18 protein-coding genes are annotated in these 20,381 nt (G+C 69.2%); 5 read left to right on the top strand and 13 right to left on the bottom strand.

What is annotated here, in order from left to right; all coding sequences use genetic code 11:
• Positions 1–24: 24 nt before the first annotated feature.
• Genes CIW48_RS20660 through CIW48_RS20640 form a run of 5 tightly spaced genes read right to left on the bottom strand, consistent with a single transcriptional unit; the run spans position 25 to position 5,572 of the window.
• Entirely contained in the window at positions 25–765 is a 741-nt protein-coding gene (locus tag CIW48_RS20660) for an enoyl-CoA hydratase-related protein (protein ID WP_149312442.1), read from the bottom strand.
• Positions 762–2,330, bottom strand: coding sequence for a class I adenylate-forming enzyme family protein (locus tag CIW48_RS20655; protein ID WP_197739361.1), 1,569 nt, complete (start codon positions 2,328–2,330; stop codon positions 762–764). Before CIW48_RS20655 ends, CIW48_RS20660 begins: the two co-directional genes overlap by 4 nt.
• A 2-nt stretch (positions 2,331–2,332) precedes the next feature.
• On the bottom strand, positions 2,333–3,295 hold the full coding sequence (locus CIW48_RS20650; protein WP_149312441.1) for a tripartite tricarboxylate transporter substrate binding protein: 963 nt from the start codon (positions 3,293–3,295) through the stop codon (positions 2,333–2,335).
• Positions 3,296–3,353: 58 nt separating this feature from the next.
• Positions 3,354–4,553: a mandelate racemase/muconate lactonizing enzyme family protein gene (locus CIW48_RS20645; protein ID WP_149312440.1), complete on the bottom strand. Its 1,200-nt coding sequence runs from the start codon at positions 4,551–4,553 to the stop codon at positions 3,354–3,356.
• 59 nt (positions 4,554–4,612) lie between these two features.
• Positions 4,613–5,572, bottom strand: coding sequence for a D-2-hydroxyacid dehydrogenase (locus CIW48_RS20640; RefSeq protein WP_149312439.1), 960 nt, complete (start codon positions 5,570–5,572; stop codon positions 4,613–4,615).
• A gap of 307 nt (positions 5,573–5,879) precedes the next feature.
• On the opposite strand from CIW48_RS20640, the gene CIW48_RS20635 reads away from it, so the two are divergent.
• The 4 genes from CIW48_RS20635 (at position 5,880) to acdA (ending at position 9,829) form a co-directional block, all read left to right on the top strand.
• Complete coding sequence (locus CIW48_RS20635; RefSeq protein ID WP_173009333.1) at positions 5,880–6,335, top strand: tripartite tricarboxylate transporter TctB family protein; 456 nt, start codon at positions 5,880–5,882, stop codon at positions 6,333–6,335.
• Between the two features lies 1 nt (position 6,336).
• The gene (locus CIW48_RS20630; protein ID WP_149312437.1) at positions 6,337–7,905 is read left to right on the top strand and encodes a tripartite tricarboxylate transporter permease; all 1,569 of its coding nucleotides are present in this window, start codon (positions 6,337–6,339) and stop codon (positions 7,903–7,905) included.
• Positions 7,906–7,960: 55 nt separating this feature from the next.
• Positions 7,961–8,542, top strand: a complete 582-nt coding sequence (locus CIW48_RS20625) for a peroxidase-related enzyme (protein ID WP_149312502.1) — start codon at positions 7,961–7,963, stop codon at positions 8,540–8,542.
• A 75-nt stretch (positions 8,543–8,617) separates the two neighbouring features.
• Positions 8,618–9,829, top strand: a complete 1,212-nt coding sequence (gene acdA / locus CIW48_RS20620; protein ID WP_149312436.1) for a 3-sulfinopropanoyl-CoA desulfinase — start codon at positions 8,618–8,620, stop codon at positions 9,827–9,829.
• A gap of 13 nt (positions 9,830–9,842) precedes the next feature.
• Here acdA and CIW48_RS20615 read toward each other — a convergent pair whose 3' ends face one another.
• The 4 genes from CIW48_RS20615 to CIW48_RS33385 all read right to left on the bottom strand — a co-directional run bounded on the left by CIW48_RS20615 (position 9,843) and on the right by CIW48_RS33385 (position 14,220).
• Positions 9,843–11,006: a YbfB/YjiJ family MFS transporter gene (locus tag CIW48_RS20615; protein ID WP_149312435.1), complete on the bottom strand. Its 1,164-nt coding sequence runs from the start codon at positions 11,004–11,006 to the stop codon at positions 9,843–9,845.
• Positions 11,007–11,055: 49 nt separating this feature from the next.
• A complete protein-coding gene (locus CIW48_RS20610) occupies positions 11,056–12,210 on the bottom strand; it encodes an LLM class flavin-dependent oxidoreductase (RefSeq protein WP_149312434.1) in 1,155 nt (384 codons plus the stop codon).
• Positions 12,211–12,250: 40 nt separating this feature from the next.
• Positions 12,251–13,639 carry an MFS transporter gene (locus CIW48_RS20605; RefSeq protein WP_149312433.1) on the bottom strand — a complete coding sequence of 463 codons (1,389 nt, stop codon included), beginning with the start codon at positions 13,637–13,639 and terminating at the stop codon, positions 12,251–12,253.
• A 122-nt stretch (positions 13,640–13,761) separates the two neighbouring features.
• On the bottom strand, positions 13,762–14,220 hold the full coding sequence (locus CIW48_RS33385) for a flavin reductase family protein (RefSeq protein WP_281407371.1): 459 nt from the start codon (positions 14,218–14,220) through the stop codon (positions 13,762–13,764).
• Positions 14,221–14,585: 365 nt separating this feature from the next.
• Between CIW48_RS33385 and CIW48_RS20595 the strand changes: the two genes are divergently transcribed.
• Positions 14,586–15,479, top strand: a complete 894-nt coding sequence (locus tag CIW48_RS20595) for a LysR family transcriptional regulator (protein WP_149312431.1) — start codon at positions 14,586–14,588, stop codon at positions 15,477–15,479.
• A 60-nt stretch (positions 15,480–15,539) separates the two neighbouring features.
• Here CIW48_RS20595 and CIW48_RS20590 read toward each other — a convergent pair whose 3' ends face one another.
• Genes CIW48_RS20590 through CIW48_RS20575 form a run of 4 tightly spaced genes read right to left on the bottom strand, consistent with a single transcriptional unit; the run spans position 15,540 to position 20,309 of the window.
• Positions 15,540–16,988: a fatty acid--CoA ligase family protein gene (locus CIW48_RS20590; RefSeq protein WP_149312430.1), complete on the bottom strand. Its 1,449-nt coding sequence runs from the start codon at positions 16,986–16,988 to the stop codon at positions 15,540–15,542.
• Complete coding sequence (locus CIW48_RS20585) at positions 16,985–17,806, bottom strand: enoyl-CoA hydratase-related protein (protein WP_149312429.1); 822 nt, start codon at positions 17,804–17,806, stop codon at positions 16,985–16,987. Before CIW48_RS20585 ends, CIW48_RS20590 begins: the two co-directional genes overlap by 4 nt.
• A 37-nt stretch (positions 17,807–17,843) precedes the next feature.
• Positions 17,844–19,082, bottom strand: a complete 1,239-nt coding sequence (locus tag CIW48_RS20580; protein ID WP_149312428.1) for an MFS transporter — start codon at positions 19,080–19,082, stop codon at positions 17,844–17,846.
• A gap of 6 nt (positions 19,083–19,088) precedes the next feature.
• Positions 19,089–20,309 carry an ABC transporter substrate-binding protein gene (locus tag CIW48_RS20575; protein WP_149312427.1) on the bottom strand — a complete coding sequence of 407 codons (1,221 nt, stop codon included), beginning with the start codon at positions 20,307–20,309 and terminating at the stop codon, positions 19,089–19,091.
• Positions 20,310–20,381 lie beyond the last annotated feature (72 nt).

Raw genomic sequence — 20,381 nt, 5'->3', positions numbered from 1 at the left:
CCGGGAAGGTCGAAGATGGAAGGCTCACGAACCGGTGTAGGTCGGTGTCCGCTTCTCCCGGGCGGCGGCGAAGCCCTCCCGGAAATCCTGGCTGGCCGCCACGGCCTCGACCGAGCGCATCGCGAGGCTGACGCGCTCGATCGGCGAGCGCGGCACCGTCTCGGCCGACAGCTCCTTGAGCATGGCGAGGACGAGGGGCGCGTTGTCGGCGAGCCGACGCGCGTAGGCGCGGGCCGCGTCCATCACCTCCCCGGGCGGGACGATCTTGTTCACGAGGCCGACCTGATAGGCGCGCTCGACGGAGAATTCCTCGCCGAGCAGCATGATCTCCATGGCGACCTTATGGGGGATCCGTCCGGCGAGGCCGGCGATCAGCCCGCCCGCGAAGCCCAACTTCGGCTCGGGGTACATGAACCGCGTGCCCGAGCCGGCGACGCAGAGATCGCACATCTGGACCAGGGTCATCGCCCCGCCGATGCACCAGCCATTGACCGCCGCGATCACCGGCTTCGTCACCGGGATGTCGAGGCCGGGCAGGAAGCGCCGGTAGTTCGGGAACGCGTCGGAGGTCGTGTCCTTGCCGACCGAGAAGGCGCGTTCCCCCGCCCCGGTCAGGATGGCGACGCGGTCATCGCCCGCGCTGAAGCGGCGCCACGCCTCGGCGAGCGCCGTCTCGATGCCCGGGTTGATCGCGTTGAGCTTGTCCGGCCTGTTGAGGGTGATCGTGGCGATGCCGTCGGCGGACTCGTAGAGAAGATCGCTCATGGAAGCCTATCCTTGGCCAGACTCTGCAGCTGTGCCTTGAGGACCTTCCCGTTGGCCGCCAGCGGCAGCGCGGGAAGGACGATGAGGGTGGTCGGGTGCTTGTAGGGCGACAGCGCCGCCCGCAGGTGGTCGCCGAGATCGTCAGGGATGGCCGAGCCCGGACCGCTCAGTTCGAGGAAGGCGACGATCTCCTCGTTGCCCTCGACGGGACGGCCGATCACCGCGGATTGCGCGACCGCGGGGTGGCGGTTCAGCGCCGTCTCGACCTCCAGCGGGTAGACGTTGAACCCCGATCGGATGATCACGTCCTTGGTCCGGCCGACGATGAAGACCCGGCCGTCCGGCCCGATGCGCGCGAGATCCTGGGTGTTGAACCAGCCGTCCTCCGTCAGGCACCGGGCGGTCAGGTCGGGATCCCGGAAGTAGCCGGTGGTGACGTTGGGCCCGCGCACCCACAGCTCGCCGGTGCCGCCCGGCTCCGCCGCGCCCCCATCCACGGCGACGAGCTTCACCGCGACGCCCGGCAGGGGCGGCCCGACGGAATCGTCGGGCGTGCCGTCCTCGAAGCGGGTCCAGCAGATCGCGGCGGCCTCGGTCAGCCCGTAGCCGTTGTGGAGGGTGGTGCCGAAGAGATCCTCCACCTTGCGCTTGACCGTGAGGTCGATCGGGCAGCCCCCGGCGGCCGTGAAGCGCAAGCTGGCCGGAGCCCGCCAGCCGCGGGCCCGTCCGCGCTCGGCGAGCTTGGCGAACATCGCCGTCGCCCCCTGAAGCGCGGTGATCCGCAGGGCGTCGATCTCATCGAGGCATTGGTCCGCCGCGAACCGGGCCCGCAGGTGCAGCGCCCCGCCGTTTCGCAGGGTCCCGAGGAAGACCGAGGCGAGCCCCATGATATGGGTGATCGGCAGGATGCCGTAGACCCGGTCGGCCGGACCGATCCGGCGCAGCCGCTCCATCATCGTGGCGATGAAGATGAGGCTGCCGTCCTTTAGGATCACGCCCTTGGGCGTGCCGGTCGTGCCGGTCGTGTAGATCAGCACGCCGCCTTCCTCGCCCGGCCCGTCCGACTCGGCGCAGGGGAGGAAGGCGAAGGTGCCGACCGCCGGATCCGTCCCGGGCTCGGCCTCGAACCGGGCCGCGTGGCGGGCCGCGTCCTCGGAGCCCTCGGTGACGAAGATCACGGCGCGCGGCCGGCAATGCGCGACGATGCCCGCCACCTCCGGCCCCGCGCGCCGGGCGTTCTCGAGCACGAGCCGGGCGCCGGCCCGGTTGGCGGCGAGCAGGAGCGCCGCCAGCGCCACGCCGTTCTCGCCTACGACCATCACCCGGTCGCCCGGCCCGATGCCGCGCGCGCCGAGCTGACGCGCGAGGCGCTCGACCGCCTGGACAACACCCCCGTAGGTCAGCGTGCGCGTCCCGTCGGCGACCGCGAGGGCGTCCGGCGTCCGGGCGGCGGCGGCGCGGATCAGGTCCACGAACCGGGCCGGCCCGGCGGGCGCAGGATCCGCATCGACGGTGGTGCGGGCGAGATCGACCGGCATGCTCTCGCAGATCTGCGCTGCGCTCATGGTCAATACTCCAGCTTCAGGCCGATCTTTTTGATCAGCGCGCCCCACTTCTCGGTCTCGGAGTCGATGAAGGCGGCATAGTCGGGCCCGCACCGGACCTTGGTCTCGGCCCCGAGCCCGGCGAGCTTCTCCTGCACGCCGGGATCGGCGAACGCCTCGGCGATCCCGGTGCGGAGCTGCGCGACCACCGGTTCCGGCGTGGCCTTGGGCACCCAGAGCCCGTACCAGGAGGTGATGTCGAAGCCGGGGATCGCGGCCTCGGCCACGGTCGGGATGTCGGGCGTCACCGGAGTGCGCGTACCCGAGCTGATGGCCAGCGCCCGGAGCTTGCCGCCCTTCACCTGACCCAGCGCCCCATTGTCGAACATGTAGGCGATCCGGTTCGCCATCAGGTCGAGCTGCGCGGGTCCGCTGCCCTTGTAGGGGACGTGGACAACGTCGATCCCCGCCATCGACTTGAACATCTCGCCGGTGAGGTGCGGGCTGGCTCCGACCCCGGTCGACGCGAAGGTGAGCTTGCCGGGACTGGCCTTGGCGGCCTTGATCAGATCATCAACGGATTTGTACGGCGCGGTCGCCCCGACCACGAGGAAGTTCGGGACCGTGACCACTTGGCAAAGTGGGGTCAGGTCCTTGTGCAGGTCGTACGGGACCTTGTTGTAGAGCACCGGGATGATCGCGTTGGCGATCGAACCCATCAGCAGGGTGTAGCCGTCTCCGGGCGCCTTCGCGACGATGTCGGAGCCGATGATGCTGCCGGCGCCGGGGCGGTTGTCGACGATGAACGACTGGTTGAACTTTTGCCCGAGCTTGTCGGCGAGCAGGCGCCCGGCGACGTCGGTAATGCCGCCCGGCGGGAAGGGCACGACGATGCGGACCGTGTGATCGGGATAGGCGCTCTCCGCCTGCGCGGCACCCGTGGCGATCGCGGCACAGAGCGCAAGCGCCGAAGCAAAACTTTTCATCTTCCCTCCCAGACGACGTTTTGTTTTGGTTCGAAACCTTGGTTTCAGATGGGGGCGATCAGCTCCTCTTGTATTGGAGGAGGCCGCCGGAGACCTTGGGCGGATGCGCCAGGATCGCCTCCTCGATCGGCTCGGTTCCCCAGCCCGGCCGGTCCGGCACCACCAGGTGACCGGCCTCGAATTCCGGCTCGTGCGAGAACAGCTCCCGGTCCCAGGCGAGCCGGTCGACGTCGACTTCCATGATCCGCAGGTTCGGGACGGCGGCCGCGAAGTGCAGGTTCATCATCGTGCTGAGATGACCGTAGAAATTGTGCGGCGCGACGTTGACGTCGTGCGCTTCCGCCAGGGCGGCGATCTTCATCGACTGCCAAGCCCCGTTCCACGGGACGTCGACGATCGCCACGTCCATCGCCTGCTCCTGGAAGAACGGCAGGAACTGGCGCAGGCCGATCAGAGTCTCGCAGGAGGCGATCGGGTTCCGGCTGTGCGACCGCACGTAGGCCAGCGCCTTGGGGTTGAAGCTGTCGATCTCGATCCAGAAGAGATCGAGGTCTTCGAGGGCCCGCACAATCCGCAGGAGACCTTCCGGCTTGGCGTTGAAGTTCAGGTCGATCAGGAGCTCCACGTCCGGCCCGGCGCCCGCGCGCAGGGCCTCCAGATGCGTCCGGATGCTGCGGATGAGAGCGGGATCGACGTTGAGTTCGGGGTAGAACGGGACCGCGAAGCCCGGTCGCCACGCCCGCAGCGGCCCGTCGTCGTGCAGGAAGAGGTTGGTCTTGCAGGCGGAGAAGCCCCGCTCCCGCACCTCCGCGCCGACGGCTTGCACGCCGGCGAGATCCGTGATCGCGGGCGGGAAGAAGGTCGGATGGTTGATCCGCCACGTCGGCGCGTGGGACCAGTAGACCTTGACCCGGTCCCGGATCTTGCCCCCGAGCAACTCGTGGCAGGGAATGCCGAGGGTCTTGGCCTTGGCGTCGAGTAGCGCGTTCTCGATCGCCCCGATGCCCTCGCCGACGACGCCGCCGGGGGCGGGCCGCGTCAGGCAGGACGCCTCCGCGAAGAACCGCTCGTGGTGGCGGACATCCTGGCCGACGAGGCGCCGGCCGAGCTGCTCGATTACGGAGGTCACCCCGGGTGATCCGAAGCCCTCGTCGAACTCGCTCCAGCCGGCGATCCCGTCCTCGGTCGTGATCTTGACGAACCGGTAGTTGCGCCAGCCGGCGTCGCAGCAGAAGGTCTTGATCTCGCTGATGCGCATACGCGTCGTCCTCGGTTTCAGTTGACGGGGCCGGCCCGCCGCGAGCCCGGAGCGGCGGCCTAGAGGATCTGATTGCGCAGATCGGCGCGGCCGCTCGCGAGCCGCGACAGGTTCTCGACGAGGATGTCGACGACACGCCCCTCGCCGGCGCGGGATTCGCCGGCCGTGTGGCTGGTCATGACGACGTTCTCGAAGCCCCAAAGGGGCGAGGAATCCGGCAGCGGCTCCTGCGCGAAGCAGTCGAGCCCGGCCCCCGCGAGCGCGCCGTCCTGCAGGGCCTGGATCAGGGCAGCCTCATCGACGACCCGTCCGCGCGCGACGTTGATCAGCACGGCCGACGGCTTCATCGCCGCCAGCGCCGCCGCGTCGATCAGCCCCTCGGTCTCGGGCGTGAGGGGGCAGGCCAGCACGACGATGTCGGCGCGGCCCAGCGCCTCCGTGAGGCGATTCGGCGGGAACACCGCCTCGAATGGGGGCGCCGCCCCGGCGGCGTTGCGGCGGATGCCGACGACGCGCATGCCGAGCGCGGCCGCCAGCGCGGCGATGCGGGATCCGATGCCGCCCAGACCGACGATGACCATGGTCTTCCCGGCGAGTTCCATCTCACGGCGCTGGGGATCCGCGATCAGGCCGCGCCAGCGCCGGGACTTCTGAAAATCGCGGGCCGTGTGCAGGTGACGCGTGAGCGAGAGGATCATCGCGAGTGCGTGCTCGGCGACCGCGCCGGCATTGCCGCCCTGGGCACTCGCCAGGCGGATGCCCCGCTGGCGGAGCCGGGCGAGGTCGAACACCTCGGTCCCGGCGCTGATGGCCTGGATGAAGCGGAGTCTCTCGGCGCGATCCAGCCACGCGTCCCGCCAGAAGCGCGAGACGACCAGGACGTCGGCCTCGGCGATGTGTGCCTCCACCTCCGGCAGCGTGCGCACCTCGAGACAGGAATGATCCGGGCAGCGCGCGCGGAAGACGTCCCCAAGCTGGTAGGCCGGATGTCCGAACAGCACTGTCAGTCGATCGCGCATGACGCTCCCGTTCCGGCGGGACTGCATTTTTATTCCACAATCGCCATCCGCTTCTTGACACCCAATTTCCGGGCTGTCTATCCTAATAAATAAAATTTTGTTCTAAATATTAGAACAGACACGAAATCTCGTGACACTTCGGAGCGCCTGTCGAACAGGTGTCGAGGGAAGGCCACCACGGCAACGGCATGGCCGCGGCGGACGGATGTCGCGCAAAAAAGACGTCTTAGTGGAACGGCTTGTCGCCGCCTCCGCATCGGCCGTCGCGTCAACGAGACGACCCGTCAGGGTCGCGGAAGGAGGATCCATGAACGGCGCGACAGCACGGCGAGACTTGCTGGCCGGCGGCCTGCTGGCCCTGATCGGAGCCGGCGTCGTCGTCGATGCCCGCGGCCACGCGATCGGCACCCTGGGCCACATGCAGGCAGGATATTTCCCCTTGCTGCTGGGAATCCTGCTGATCGTCCTCGGGGTGCTCACGAGCCTGTCCGGCCTCGTCGCCGAGGAGTCCGAAGGCGAGGCCGCCCATCCGATCGATCTGCGCGGATGCGCGGCGATCATCCTCAGTGTCGTCGCCTTCGTATTGCTGAGCGAGTACGCGGGTTTGCTGCCCGCCACGTTCCTGTCCGCGCTCATCGCCGCTGCCGGCGACCGGAAGATGTCGGTCACGGGCGCGCTGGTCCTCGCCGCGACCCTCTCGCTCCTCGCCGCGCTGCTCTTCTCCTACGCGCTGAACATGCCGCTCCCGCTCGTGAGGTTGTGAAATGCTGGCGACCGCTCTCAACGACCTGTGGCACGGCTTCGGCGTCGCCTTCGAGCCGCAGAACCTGATGTGGTGCTTCGTCGGGGTCCTGTTCGGCAATATCGTCGGCGTTCTGCCCGGCATGGGCGTGCTAGCGGCGATCTCGGTCCTGCTTCCGCTGACCTTCGCGATGAAGCCGGTCGGAGCGATCCTGATGCTCGCCGGCATCTATTACGGCGCCCAGTACGGCGGCGCGATCTGCTCGATCCTGCTGAACCTGCCCTGCCACCCGCCGCACGCGGTGACGTGTCTCGACGGCTATCCGATGACGAAACAGGGCAAGGGTGCGACGGCCCTCGGCATCACGATGCTGTCGTCGTTCGTCGGCGCCTCGTTCGGCATCGTGGAGATGATCTTCTTCGCCCCCATGCTGGTCGGCTTCGCGCTGCAGTTCGGTCCGGAGGACATCTGCGCCCTGATGCTGCTCGGGCTGCTCGCCGGCTCGACCCTGTCCAAGGGCTCGCCCCTCAAGGGGATCTCGATGACGATCCTCGGCCTGATCCTCGGGATCGTCGGGTCGGATCCGAATTCCGGCGAGCAGCGCCTCACCCTCGGCATTCCGCAACTCGCCGACGGGATCGAGATCGTGGCGCTGGCCCTCGGACTGTTCGGGATCGCCGAGTTCCTGAAGAGCGTGAACAACGTGCCGACCCTGAACGTGCGGGGCACGCAGGTGCGCCTGCGGGACATGCGCCCGAGCCGGGCCGAGCTGAAGCGGGCGGCCCCCGCGATGGTCCGCGGCACGCTGATCGGCAGCCTCTGCGCGCTGATCCCGGGCACCGGCCCCACGATCGCGTCGTTCGTGGCCTATGCCAGCGAGAAGAACCTCTCGCGCAACAAGGCGGATTTCGGCCGCGGCGAGATCCGGGGCGTGGCCGCGCCCGAGGCGGCCACGCACGCCTCCGTGCAGGGCGACTTCATCCCGACCTTCAGCCTCGGCATCCCGGGCGACTCGGTGATGGCGCTGCTGCTCGGCGCACTGATCGTCCAGGGCATCCAGCCGGGTCCGCAGCTCATCACCGAGCACCCGGACATCTTCTGGGGGCTGATCGCCAGCTTCTGGATCGGCAACATCCTCCTGATCGTGATGAACGTGCCGCTGATCGGCATCTGGGTGAAGATGCTGGCGATTCCCTATCGCTACCTCTATCCGAGCGCGCTGTTCTTCATCTGCATGGGTGTCTACGGCGTCAGCAACGACCTGTTCCTCGTCTGCGAGACGCTGGCGATCGGCATCGGCGGCTACGTGCTGCTCCGGCTCGGCTTCCACCCGGCCCCGATCCTTCTGGGCTTCGTGCTCGGACCGCGCTTCGAGGAGAATTTCCGGCGGGCGATGCTGCTGTCGCGGGGCGATCTGAACGTCTTCATCGAGAGCCCGATCAGCGCCACGTTCCTGGGTCTCGCCGTCCTCCTCGTGACCGCGCAGGTGGTCCTGTACCTGCGCCGACGCCTGCGCCACGGCCATGCCACCGCCATCCTGCGCAGCCCCGCGCTCCCGGCCTGCGAGGCCGTTCCGCCGACCCAGATCTGACGCGGCTCGGCGCAACCCGAGACGGAGACCCGACGGCATGTCTGAGGCAGCCCCGATGGCCAACGGAACCGGCGGGCGGAGCGCACCTCCGCCCGCCGTGGCGGTGGAGGATCTGCCCCCGGACATCCGAGAGCGGATATCGGACACCGCGGAGAAGCTCGGGTTCATCCCGAACGTCTTCCTGATGCTGGCGCATCGCCCCGCGGAGTTTCGCGCCTTCATGGCCTACCACGACGCCCTGATGGACAAGGAGGGCGGGCTGACCAAGGCGGAGCGCGAGATGATCGTCGTCGCGACGTCCGCCGCCAATCAGTGCCTGTATTGCGTGGTGGCGCACGGGGCGATCCTGCGCGTCCGCGCCAGGGACGCGTTCCTCGCCGATCAGGTCGCCACGAACTACCGCAAGGCCGACATCTCCGCCCGTCAGCGGGCGATGCTCGACTTCGCCATGAGGGTCTCGCAGCAGGCCCACACGGTGGGCGAGCCGGACAAGGCCGCGCTGCGCGCCCACGGCTTCGACGCGGACGACATCTGGGACATCGCGGCCATCGCGGCCTTCTTCGGTCTGTCGAACCGGCTCGCCAACGTGGCGGACCTTCGGCCAAATACGGCCTTCTACGGGATGGGACGCGGCTAGATCCTTCCGCGCGGCGGCCGGCAGCTCCGGTCCGGCGGGACGGCGCGGGATCGCGTCATCGGCTCAGGAGGAACCATGAGTGACGGGCAGGCGCTCCTGACGGAGCTGAAGGAGGCTGCGCGGGACCTAGCGGAGCGGGAGTTCCGCCCTCTCGCCGCCGAGGTCGACCGGACGGAGGCCTATCCGTGGGCCAGCGTCGAGAAGCTCGCCGCGGCGGGCTTCATGGGCATGACCATCCCGACGCAGTACGGCGGCGGCGGGCATTCCTACCGCGCCGCCGTCACGGTCGTCGAGGAGATGGCCCGGTGCTGCGGCACGATGGGCCGGATCACGGTCGAGGCCAACATGGGCGCGATCGGCGCCATCATGGCCTACGGCTCGGAGAAGCAGAAGCGCCGCGCCGCAGCCCTCGTCCTCGCGGGCGACAAGCCCGCCATCTGCATCACGGAGCCGGAGGCCGGGAGCGCGGCCTCGGAGATGACAACCCGCGCCGTCAAGCGCGGGGATACCTACGTCCTCAACGGGGCGAAGCATTGGATCACCGGCGGCGGCGTCTCGAAGCTGCATCTGGTCTTCGCCAAGCTGATCGAGGACGGCGTCGAGCGCGGCATCGCGGGCTTCCTGGCGATGCGCGGGGAGACGCCGGGCCTGGTGGTCGGCCCCCGCGAGCCCGCAATGGGCCTGCGCGGCATTCCGGAGACGCAGATCCGGTTCGACGACATGGAGATTGCGGCCGACATGATCGTGGTGCCGCCGGGCGGCATCCGGAAGGGCTTCGCCGGTCTGATGCGGGCCTACAACGCCCAGCGCGTCGGAGCCGCCACGGTGGCCCTCGGCATCGCCCAGGGCGCCTACGAGGAAGCCCTCGCCTATGCCCGCGCGCGCCGGCAGTTCGGCCGGCCGATCGCGGAGTTCCAGGGGCTGCAATGGATGCTCGCCGACATGTCCATCGGGCTGCGCGCGTCGCGCGCGCTGATCCAGGCGGCGGCGTCCGACACGGTGGACGGGTTTCCCGAACTCTGTGCCGCCGCCCAGGCGAAGATCCTGGCCTCGGAGACGGCCCAGACCGTCACCGCCAATGCCCTGCAGATCCACGGCGCCCAGGGCTACTCGCGCAATCTCCCGCTCGAGCGCCATGTCCGGGACGCCCGCATGTTCACGATCGCGGGCGGGACGGCGCAGATCCTGCGCACGCAGGTGGCGGCCTCCATCCTGGGCATCAAGACGCCCCAGACCCGCGACGGCTATCTCAGGGCCGCGCCGGAGATCGCCACCGCGGCGGAGTGAACGCCGCAGGCTCTCAGGCCGCCGCGCCCGCGCCGGGCAGCGACAAGACCAGGGCCGCGGCGATCAGGAGCGCGGCTCCCGCGGCGCAGGACGGGACGGTGAAGCTTCCGGTCGCGTCGGCCAGGACGCCCGCCGCCACGGGACCGATGACCTGACCGGTGCCGAACGCTGCCATCATCACCGCGACGATGCGCTGACGATCCCCCGCCCGCAGCCGCCGCGCGCCGTCGATGCCGAGCGACGTCAGGGCGACGAACGTCCCGCCGAGGGCGAGGGCCGCGTAGAGGATGCCCGGCACCCGAGACGTCAGGACGCTGACCAGCACCCCCGAGGCCTCGACGAGGCAGGCGAGGGCGAAACTGGTCCGGAAGCCCAGGCGCCGCTCGACCCGGCCCCAGATCGCCACGGAGGGCGCCGCGGCGAGCCCGACGCAGAGCCAGACATAGGCCTCGGCCGCCGCGAGGTGCGGCGACGTCCGCACGATCGCGACCAGGAAGGTGGCGGTGATCACGTAGCCGAAGCCGAACAGGCCGTAGGCGATCACGAGCCGGGCGATCGATGGGGCGGTCGCGGATTCTGCCGGGGCCCAAGACGGGGCCGGAGGGGCCCCCCGGAGCAGCCAGAGGATCGGCCCGGCGAGCCCCAGGGCCAGCACCCCGCTGATCACCCAGAGGGCACGCCAGTCGCACCCCGCTTCCCGCGCGACGGCCACGAATGCAGCCGACAGTGCGATCCCGCTCCCGACACCCGCGTAGTGGAGCGGGGCCAGGTCGGGGCGCCCGGTCCGCATCAGGCGGTCCATGACCAGGGCCGTGGCGAGGACGAAGCCGAGGGCGCTCGCCGCGCCGCCCACGAAGCGGAGGGCGACGAACGCGGCGAGCGTCGAGCATCCGCCCATGGCGACGAGCGTCGCGACGCAGGTCGCAAGGGCACCGCCGAGCCAGAGCCTGCGCCCCCGGAGGAGCAGCGGGTGCGCCGAGGCCAGGGCGCCGGCGAGGTAGCCCGCGAAGTTGGCGGAGCCGATCAGGCCCGTCTGGGCCCGGGTGAGGCCGAGCCCGTCCGCCATGGCGGGCAGGATCGGCGTGTAGACGAAGCGGCCGATGCCGATCGCGACGGCGAGCGCCAGGAAGCCGGCGGCCAGAGCCGGGACCGGCAGCCGGCCGCCTGCCTCCCCCATAGCCGAGGAGGGCTCAGCGGACCCGCTCACCGGGACCGAACGCCGTGGTTCATGCCCGCAGCCCCGCCTGCCGCATCATCGGGATGACCGCCTCGCCGAAATAGGCGAGGTCTGGCAGGTAGTCGAAGAAGTTGACCTGCACGCCGTCGCAGCCGGCCGCCTGCAGCTTCACGAAGCCCTCGACGATCTGCTCGGGCGTGCCGACGAGGTGGACGTTCCCGCCGATCACCCACTGGGCGCGGCTGTGCCCGCGCCAGGACTTGGTGTCGCCGCCCGCGAAGGTCTGGACGAAGTTGTCGGCCGCGACCGTGTCCTCGTGCTCGAGAATGCGGCGGTAGGCCTCTTGTGCCTCCTTCTCGGTCGGTCGGCAGATCACGTGGGGGTTGATGATCGTCTTGACCTGCCGACCGTAGGAGGCGGCGAGGTCCTTGATCCGGGCGTTGACCGGCGGCAGGGTCTCGTAGGCCTTGGCGGGCTCGGCGCCGCCGGGGCTCGTGATGAAGATCAGGTCCGAGTGCTTGGCCGCGTAAGCGAGCCCGGCGCCCGACGAAGCTGCGTTGACCAGGAAGGGCCGGCGGGCCCCCGGACGCGGCGCCAGGAAGGCCTTCTCGGTCTTCCACCAGCGCCCCTCGAAGGTCAGGTTCTCGTCCTCGGCCCAGAGGCGCTCTAGGAGCGTCGTGAACTCGTCGGCCATGTCGTAGCGCAGGTCGTGCTCGATCATGTCGAGGCCGAACATGCGGTACTCGCTCGGCTTGTAGCCCGTGACGACGTTCACGCCCCAGCGCCCGCCGCTAATGTGGTCCAGGGCGGCCCCGAACTTGGCGAGATGCAGGGGGTGCCACGCGTAGAGGATGTGCACCGTGTTGATGAGGACGATCCGCTTGGTCATCGCCGCCAGCGCGGTGTTGACGATGATCGGATCGAGCTCGTGCTCGCGGAAATGCATCGCGCCGCCGTAGCCGCCCTTGCTCATCCACTGGGCAAGCCCGAAGGCGAGGTCGAAGCCGAGATCCTCGGCCTGCCGCGTGCACTGGGCGAGGTAGTCGAAGGTCCATGAGGTGGAGCGCGGGGCCCGCGACGGGCTCCAGGCGCCCTCCTGCATCGGCAGGAACAGCCCGAGGATGAGCTTGTTCGGCGCGAGCCGCTCCAGCGGAGAGGCTGGCGCGTCGCCGGCGTGCGGCGCGAGGGGGTTCTGGGTGAGCATGCTCGTCACCTTCACTGGTCAGACGATGGACAGGCGAGACTCAGGAGAGCGTGGGCTTCGCGCTCGTCGCGACGAGGGACTGGCCCGCATTCGGATCGGGCACGCGCGGCGCGACCGAGGTGTAGTTTTCCTTCGAGCGGTCCTTGAGGAGCGCCGCCGAGATCAGGCTGATCGCCGCGATGATCGCGAGGTAGCAGCTGATCGCCGTGGAGGTGCCGTAGGTGTGCATCAGCCACGTCGCGATGATCGGCGCCGGCCCGCCCGAGGTCAGGGAGGCGAGCTGGTAGCCGATCGAGGCGCCGCTGTAGCGCACGTTCGGCGGGAAACTCTCCGCGATGAAGGCAGCCTGCGGCCCGTACTGCATGTCGTGAACGACGAGGGAAGCAACCACCGTCAAGGCGATCACGGCCGGGATAGCGCTGTTGATCAGCCAATAATACGGGAAGGCGAAGAGCAGCATCGTGAGGGCGCCGATCAGGTACATCCGCTTCCGGCCGATACGGTCCGACAAGTAGCCGAACAGTGGCGTCGTGATCAGGGAGGTTGCGGCGGCAGCCAGCACACAGTTGAACAGGAACGATCGATCGAGCTTCAGCACGCTGGTGCCGTAGGACAGCAGGTAGGTGGTGAAGAGGACGAACGGCGCCTGCTGTCCGGTGCGGATCAGGCAGGTGAGCAGGATATCCTTCCAGTACAGCCGCACGGCGTCGAGGACCGGCGCCTTGGCGACCTGCTTCTTCGCCTTCATCTCCTCGAAGACCGGCGTCTCCAGCACGCCCAGGCGGATGTAGAGGCCAACGGCGATCAGCACGGCGCTCAGCAGGAAGGGGATGCGCCAGCCGATCGTCTCGAACCACTCCGGCGAGCCGGCATGAGTGACGACCGTGAGCACGAGGACGGCCAGCAGCATCCCCAGCGGCGAGCCGAATTGCGGCCAGCTCCCGGCCAAGCCGCGCCGCTTGTTGAACTGACCCCACTCGGTCGCGACCGCGATGGCCCCGCCCCATTCGCCGCCGACGCCGACGCCCTGCAGGATCCGCAGGGTGGTCAGGGCGACCGCGCCCCAGATGCCGATCGACGCGTAGGTCGGGATGAGGCCGATGAGGACGGTGCTCACCCCCATCAGCAACAGCGTGACCACGAGCGTAGCCTTGCGGCCGATCCGGTCGCCGAAATGTCCGAAGATCACCGCCCCGAAGGGACGCGCCACGAAGCCGAGGAAGAAGGTCGAGAAGGAGAGGAGCGTTGCGGCGAACGGGTCATGCGACGGGAAGTAGAGTTTTCCGAAGACGAGCGCGGCGACGAGACCGTAGAGGTAGAAATCGTACCACTCGATCATCGTGCCGATCGTGGCGGCGATCACGGCGCGGCGCGCGTGCTTCGCCTGCCCGGGATCCAAGCCGGGCCGGCTGTCTGCTGCAGAAGCCATCGTTTCCACCCTTATGTTGGTGTTTCGAGCGATTGCGCTCGTTTTTGTTGGCTTAGGCGGCTCTCCGGTCGATTCCCGCTGGCGTGGCGGGTCGGCTGCTTGGGGAGAGGGTCGGGCTGCCGTCAGGCGTAGTGCAGGGCCATGTCTTCCAGCCGGCAGAAGCGGCCCGCATGGTAGAGGAGCGGAGACTTGCTCGCGACCTCGCAGGTCACGATCCGTCCGATGAAGATCGTGTGCGTGCCGAAATCCGTCTCCTGCACGACGGCGCATTCGAGTGTGGCGTCGGCGTCGCGGATCAGGGGACAGCCGGTCTGGCCGATCCGGTAGTCGACGTCGGCGAACGGATCCGGCTTCTTGGCGGCGAAGTGCCCGGCCAGTTCCTCCTGGTCACTCGACAGCACGTTGACCGCGAAGGTCCCGGAGCGACTGATCACCGGATGCGAGCGGTTCGACTTGTTGACGATGACGAGAAGGCTCGGCGGATCGGCGGAAACGCTGCAGACGGCTGTGGCGGTCATGCCGTTCATCACGGCTCCGTCGACGGATGTTATGACATTCACGGAAGCCGCGAACCGCCGCATCACCGATTTGAACTGATCGCCCGATATGCTCCGGGGTGGAATCATCACAACACATCCTTCCTGCGGTCGAGACGCGCGCAGCATTCGGCCGATCCCGTGGTCCGTGCGGCGTATCGCGGGGGCGGTGCAGCGGTATTCTGAGGCCGGCGGTCGTTTTTCTACGTAAGGACACGATAGCGCCGGCCGGACTCGAGAAAAGCGAATTCTTTCGCAGGTGTGCGTTCGAAAACATCGAACCGTCGCGTCATTGTTGACGCCCGGTAGATATTCTGCAGGACTGGGATCGCGTTGCCGCGCCTGCTCCGGTGCGTCCCCCATGCCTCCGGATCCCCACGAGATTGCACCGTGATCAAGGCTGCTCGGTCGTGAACATCAAACAGCTCGAGACCTTTCTCGAGATCGCGCGATGCGGAAGCTTCACGGCCGCCGCGGACCGGTTGAACGCAACGCCGTCGACGATTTCGGCTCGCATCCAGGAACTGGAGCAGGATCTCGGGGTCTCGCTGTTCGATCGCTCGCAGCGCCGCGTCCGGCTGACCGCCAAGGGCCGGGAATTGCAGGTCTATGCCGAGCGCGCCATCACGGCGTGCGGCGAGATCCGGATGCGGGTCGGCAGCGGCGACGCCCTGTCCGGTCTCGTCCGGCTCGGCGTGGCCGAAATGGTCGCGGTGACATGGCTTCCGCATTTCGTGGACTCAATCCATCGGGCCTACCCGCGCCTGACCCTGGAACTGCAAGTCGCCCTGACGGCCGACCTCCAGACCCTCATGGCGAACGGCGAGATTGATCTGGCGTTGATGCCGGGTACGCGCTTCGACACGCACCTCGCTACGCGCTCCCTCGGGCGGGTGCGCTTCGCCTGGATGGCGAGCTGCGGGCTCGACCTTCCGGACCGGACGATCGAGCCCGCGGACTTCCGGGCGATCCGCATCCTGTCGCTCGGCAAGAACAGCTTCCATCATCGCACTGTGGAGCACTGGCTCGCCGAGCGGGGCGACGCGCCGCGGGTCGTCGATCTCTGCAACAGCATGGGCGCCGTCGCCTCCCTGACCCAGGCCGGCGTGGGCGTCAGCCTCCTTCCCGTCCAATGCTATCGCTCGGAGATCACGGCGGGCGCCCTCCGGGTCCTGGAGACCTGTCCGGAGGGCCCGCTGGTGGAGTTCCACGCGGTCTACGCGGCGGACGCCGCGACATCGATCCCGAGCCTGCTCACGGACCTCGCCGCGGCGTCGAGCACCTTCGCGGACGCGCCTGGTTAAAGCCGATCGATCGACACCGATCGGAACGGGGCGGACCGGCGCCACTTCCGTCGCCTCGTCTCAGGAGCCCGCCGGCGCGCCTCGCAGGCCGGCCGATGCCGTCTCCGCGCGGACCAGCGTGAGCGTGCTAACCATCGCCCGGCTGGCCTTGCCGGTCGCACCCGCCGGCAGCGTGTCGCTGAAGACGATCACGTCAGGCACCTTGTAGCGCTCGAGATGGGCCGACGCCCAGCGCCGGAGCTCATCCGCCGAGAGCGCAAGGCCGGGCCTCAGCACGACGACCGCGTGGATCGCCTCGCCGAGGCGCGCGTCCGGCACGCCGGCGCACAGCGCGGCCGCGATGTCCGGGTGCGTGCACAGGGCGTTCTCGATCTCGAGCGGCGCGATCTTGTTGCCCCCGCGAGCGATGATCTCCTTCGAGCGACCGACGAGCTCGACCTGGCCGTCCGGGCGCAGGCGCGCGAGATCCCCCGTCCGGAAATGGTCCGCCTCCAGGGCAAGGCGGGTCAGCTCGGCGCCGTCGAGATAGCCCAGCATACCGCAGGCGGTGCGGATCCGCAGCTCGCCGGTCTCGCCCGGACGCGCGGGCGCGCCGTCGTCCCGGACGATGAGGAACGAGACGCCCTCGGTCGGCACGCCGATCGACCCGGCCTCCGCGGCATCCCGCGGACGGTGGCAGAAATCGCAGGATCCGGTCTCGGTCGAGCCGTACAGATCGACGAGTTCGGCCGTGGGCCATCCGCTGCAGACCGTCCGGGCCAGGGATGGGTTGAGTGCCTCGCCGCCGGTCAGTACCGCCCGCAGTCGGGGGGCCGGCGGGGCGCCGTCGGCCAGCAGGGCCCGCAGCATGGTGGGGACCGCGGCCAGCACCGTCGCCTCCGCGGCGAGCAGGCCAGCCAGCGTCGCCGGCGTGAACTTCTGCACGAGAGCGAGGGTTGCCCCGGACCGGATCGCCAGCAGGCTCGCCCAGATCCCGAAGATGAAGGTCAGCTGGAGCGGGACCACGACGACGTCGTCGGGGCGGAAGCCCAGCAGCCGGTCGAGGATCGCGAGCTTGCGCCCCAAGGCGTCGTGCCCGAGCACCACGCCCTTGGGCGCGCCGGTGCTGCCCGAGGTGAAGACCACGAGGGCCGCCCCCTCCAGGAGGGGCCGCTCCGGCGGCGGCGCCTCCGCGATCCTGTTGAGGCCGAGTCCGTCGATCCGGAAGCGGGCGCGCGTCGCCTGCTCGATCGCCCCGCGGGTGAGCGGTGCGGCGGCCCGATGCACGGGCACCGCGACAGCGCCCACCCGCCAGAGGCCGAGCAAAGTCCCGAGATCGAGGGCCCGGTTGCCGATGGCCACGTGCACGGGCTCGTGTGGACGCACGCCGGCCTCGCGCAGCAGGCCCGCGACCAGATCCGCGTGCGCGTCGAGTTCGTGTCCCGACATCCCCAGGCCGGAACTCTCGTCCACCCGGCTGCCCGGGCGCGCGAGTCCCGCGCGCAGGATCTCCGCCAGCGCCCCGGTCATGATCCGGCTCCCGGAAAGCGGCTGTCGCGCCAGGCCAGCGCCGCCTTCAGGCCCTGCGCGCGGGCGATGTCCATGAAGGCTCGCTTGTCCGGCGAGCCCTCGCCCTCGATCAGCAGGTCGATGTCGAGGGCCGTCTCCAAGGCCTCCAGCATGCCGCGCGCCTCGATCGACCGGTTGATGGCCCGCTTCGTCTCCTTGACGAGATTCGGGTCGATCGCGGCGATGTGCCGGGCGAGGTGCAGAGCGTGCGCGTCGAGGTCGGGGACCGGCACGACCCGATTGACCATGCCGATCTCGTAGGCGCGTCGCGCCGGGATGCGGTCCTCGCCCGTGAGGATGATCTCCTTGGCGATCTTCGGACCGACGATCCAGGGCAGGATCATCACCACGATTCCGGCCCCGAATTTCAGCTCCGGCTCGCCGAAGAAGGCGTCCTCGGCCGCCACGGTAACGTCGCAGGCCAGCGCCAGCTCGCAGGCGCCGGCGAGGCAGGGGCCGCGCACCGCCGCGATGGTCGGCTTCGGACAGTGCCAGAAGCGCATCGGCACGTCGAAATCCTTGCGCAGGATCGGGCGCCACTGGCTCACGCCTTCCGGGCGCAGCGCCATCTGGTCCTTCAGGTCGAAGCCCGACGAGAAGGCCGTGCCGGCCCCGCGCACGATCACGGCGCGCACATCGGCGTCGGCCTCGGCCGCGTCCATCGCCCGCGCGAGTTCGTCGAGCATGGTCGCGCTGATCGCGTTGGTCCGCTCCGGGCGGTTGAGGGTGATCCGCGCGACGGACGCGAGCGTCTCGTAGGTGATCGTCGTGAAGGCCACGGGCGGCTTTCTCCTCGCAGTCACGGGCGCCTCGCTGTCACTTGCGTCCCCCAGCCAGTCGCTTGGCCTCGGGCAGGCGCCGCAGCCGCAGCATCGAGGCGAGTCCCAGGAACGGCCCGATGGCGAGCAGCGCGAAGGCGAAGCGCCAACCGAGATACGTCCCCGCGAAGGCGATAAGCTGGATGCTGACGAGCGTCAGCAGGAAGCCCATGCAGGTCTGCACCGTCAGCATCGTGCCGATCAGGCGACGGTCGCTGAGCTCGCTCACCGCCGCGGAGAACTGGGCCGAATCCGCGATCACCGCAACACCCCAAAGCAAGCCCACCGACAGCACGGCCCAGGCGGGTCCGCCGAACAGGAATCCCACCGCGATGGCGCAGCAGCCGCTGGCGAGCATCGAGGCACCGGTGACCAGGGTGCGCCCGAACCGGTCCGCGGCCCAGCCGCCCACCATGGCGCCGAACGCGCCCGCGGCGACCACCGCGAAGGCGGCCAGTTCCGGCGGGAACGGCGGGGCGTTGCCGTAGCGTTCCCGGAAGCTCGCAGCCATGAAGGCGCCGATCCAAGCCCACATGGCGTAGAGTTCCCACATGTGGCCCAGATAGCCGAGATTGGCCAAGCGCACGCCGCGGTTGCGCCACGCTTCCAGGGCGTTCTCCAGGCGCAGGGGAGGGGCTTCCGACCGGATCGGCCCGAGCTGCACGAAGCGGATCAGGGCCGCCGACAGGAGCGCGCCCAGCGCCGCACCGAGCACCGGCAGGTGCCAGTCGAGCTGGCCGAACGCCGCCACGAGATGCGGCAGGGCCGAGCCGAGGGTGAGCGCACCCACGAGCAGGCCGATCAGCAACCCTAAGTCGCCCACCGCCCAGGTCGCGGCGATCTTCATGCCGACCGGGTAGACCCCGGCCATGCAAGCTCCCGTCACGAAGCGCAGCAGCGGCACCATCGGCGAGGTCGGCGCGAAGGCCAGCATCAGGAGGTTGGCGAGGCCGGCGGTGACGGCGCAGCCGCAGAACAGCCGGCGCAGGTCGAACCGATCAGCCAACCCCAGCAACGCGCTGACCAGGGTGCCGGCGACGAAGCCAGCCTGCACGCTGTTGGTGAGCAGGGCCTCCTGAAACGGGCTCAGCGTCCAGTGCGTGCGGATCGCGCCGATCGAAGCCGTGGTGGCGAACCACGTCGCCATGGCCGCCACCTCGCTCAGGAGCAGCAGTCCGATCGCCGCCCGCTTGGCGGCGACGGTCGCGCCGCCCGCGTTAGGGAAGGCCCTGTCCATGCCGCCTCACTTCGCGGCCGTGTGAGCCACGAGGGGGCAGCCGCCGTCGGCCATGGGCCGGAACGCCTGGTCGCCCGGGATGGTGTCGACGAGCTTGTAGTAGTCGTACGGTCCTTTGGATTCCGAAGAGTCCTTGACCTGGAACAGGTAGAGGTCGTGGATGGTTCGTCCGTCCGCGCGGATCGAGCCGTGGCCGAACAGCGGGTCGTCGGTGCGCATTACCTTCATCTGCGCCACGACATCGGTGCCACGATGTGCCTTGTCCTTGTCGAGGGCAGCGATCGCCTTCATCCAGTGCAGCGTCGCCGCGTAGGTGCCCGCCTGGTTCATCGTCGGGTAACGACCTCCGTTGCGCGCTGCGAACCGCTTCGCCCAGGCCCGCGTGCCGTCGTTGAGGTCCCAGTAGAACGCCTCGGTCAGGGTGAGGCCGTGGGCGACCTTCAGGCCGACCGAGTGGATGTCCGAGATGAAGGCGAGGAGCGCGACGAGCTTCTGGCCGCCGTCGGTGAGGCCGAACTCGGAGGCCTGCTTGATGGCGTTGATCGTGTCGCCACCGGAATTGGCGAGCGCGACCACCTGCGCCCCGCTACCCTGGGCCTGGAGCAGGTAGGAGGAGAAGTCGGTGCTCTGGAACGGAGCCAGGACGTGCCCGAGGGGCTTGCCGCCGGCCTTCGTCACAGCTTCGGTGGCGTCACGCTCCAGGGCGTGACCGAACGCGTAATCCGTCGTGAGGAAGTACCAGGATTTTCCGCCCTGCTTGATCACGGCGCGCGCCGTGCTGTTGCCGAGGGCCCAGGTGTCGTAGGTCCAGTGGACGTTCGTGCGGGTGCAATTCTTTCCGGTCAGATCCGAGGAGCCGGCGCTGGTGATCAGGAACGCCTTGTCTTTCTCGCTCGCGATGTTCGACACGGCCAGGGCCACCGACGAGGTCGGCACGTCCACGATCGCGTCGACCCGGTCGACGTCGAACCAGCGTCGCACGATGGCCGCGCCGATATCGGGCTTGTTCTGGTGATCGGCCGAGAGAACTTCGACGCGGAAGCCTTCAGCGTCCGGCTTAAAGTCTTCGACGGCCATGCGCGCGGCCTCGACGGAGCCCGGCCCGGCGATGTCAGCGTAGAGGCCGGACTGATCGTTCAGCACGCCGATGCGGAAGGTCGGCAGCGGGTCGGCCTGCGCGGCGGACAGGCTGCCGGCCAGCATCGCGAGCGCGAAGACACCCTTCATGGTCGTTCCTCCAGTGTTGTGAGCGGACTGCGATTGTTCTTGTCAGTCCGGCGGCGGTGCCGCGTTCGTCGT

It is taken from the genome of Methylobacterium sp. P1-11 (assembly GCF_008329595.1).
GTDB lineage: Bacteria > Pseudomonadota > Alphaproteobacteria > Rhizobiales > Beijerinckiaceae > Methylobacterium.
The sequence above is the reverse complement of the archived record's forward strand: the minus strand, read 5'-3'. Positions and strand labels throughout refer to the sequence as shown.

Bases quoted from the DNA above. Each gene is read 5' to 3' on its own strand.
- CIW48_RS20660 (WP_149312442.1), bottom strand. From the start codon at position 765: ATGAGCGATCTTCTCTACGAGTCCGCCGACGGCATCGCCACGATCACC.
- CIW48_RS20655 (WP_197739361.1), bottom strand. From the start codon at position 2,330: ATGAGCGCAGCGCAGATCTGCGAGAGCATGCCGGTCGATCTCGCCCGC.
- CIW48_RS20650 (WP_149312441.1), bottom strand. From the start codon at position 3,295: ATGAAAAGTTTTGCTTCGGCGCTTGCGCTCTGTGCCGCGATCGCCACG.
- CIW48_RS20645 (WP_149312440.1), bottom strand. From the start codon at position 4,553: ATGCGCATCAGCGAGATCAAGACCTTCTGCTGCGACGCCGGCTGGCGC.
- CIW48_RS20640 (WP_149312439.1), bottom strand. From the start codon at position 5,572: ATGCGCGATCGACTGACAGTGCTGTTCGGACATCCGGCCTACCAGCTT.
- CIW48_RS20635 (WP_173009333.1), top strand. From the start codon at position 5,880: ATGAACGGCGCGACAGCACGGCGAGACTTGCTGGCCGGCGGCCTGCTG.
- CIW48_RS20630 (WP_149312437.1), top strand. From the start codon at position 6,337: ATGCTGGCGACCGCTCTCAACGACCTGTGGCACGGCTTCGGCGTCGCC.
- CIW48_RS20625 (WP_149312502.1), top strand. From the start codon at position 7,961: ATGGCCAACGGAACCGGCGGGCGGAGCGCACCTCCGCCCGCCGTGGCG.
- acdA (WP_149312436.1), top strand. From the start codon at position 8,618: ATGAGTGACGGGCAGGCGCTCCTGACGGAGCTGAAGGAGGCTGCGCGG.
- CIW48_RS20615 (WP_149312435.1), bottom strand. From the start codon at position 11,006: ATGGGGGAGGCAGGCGGCCGGCTGCCGGTCCCGGCTCTGGCCGCCGGC.
- CIW48_RS20610 (WP_149312434.1), bottom strand. From the start codon at position 12,210: ATGCTCACCCAGAACCCCCTCGCGCCGCACGCCGGCGACGCGCCAGCC.
- CIW48_RS20605 (WP_149312433.1), bottom strand. From the start codon at position 13,639: ATGGCTTCTGCAGCAGACAGCCGGCCCGGCTTGGATCCCGGGCAGGCG.
- CIW48_RS33385 (WP_281407371.1), bottom strand. From the start codon at position 14,220: ATGCGGCGGTTCGCGGCTTCCGTGAATGTCATAACATCCGTCGACGGA.
- CIW48_RS20590 (WP_149312430.1), bottom strand. From the start codon at position 16,988: ATGACCGGGGCGCTGGCGGAGATCCTGCGCGCGGGACTCGCGCGCCCG.
- CIW48_RS20580 (WP_149312428.1), bottom strand. From the start codon at position 19,082: ATGGACAGGGCCTTCCCTAACGCGGGCGGCGCGACCGTCGCCGCCAAG.
- CIW48_RS20575 (WP_149312427.1), bottom strand. From the start codon at position 20,309: ATGAAGGGTGTCTTCGCGCTCGCGATGCTGGCCGGCAGCCTGTCCGCC.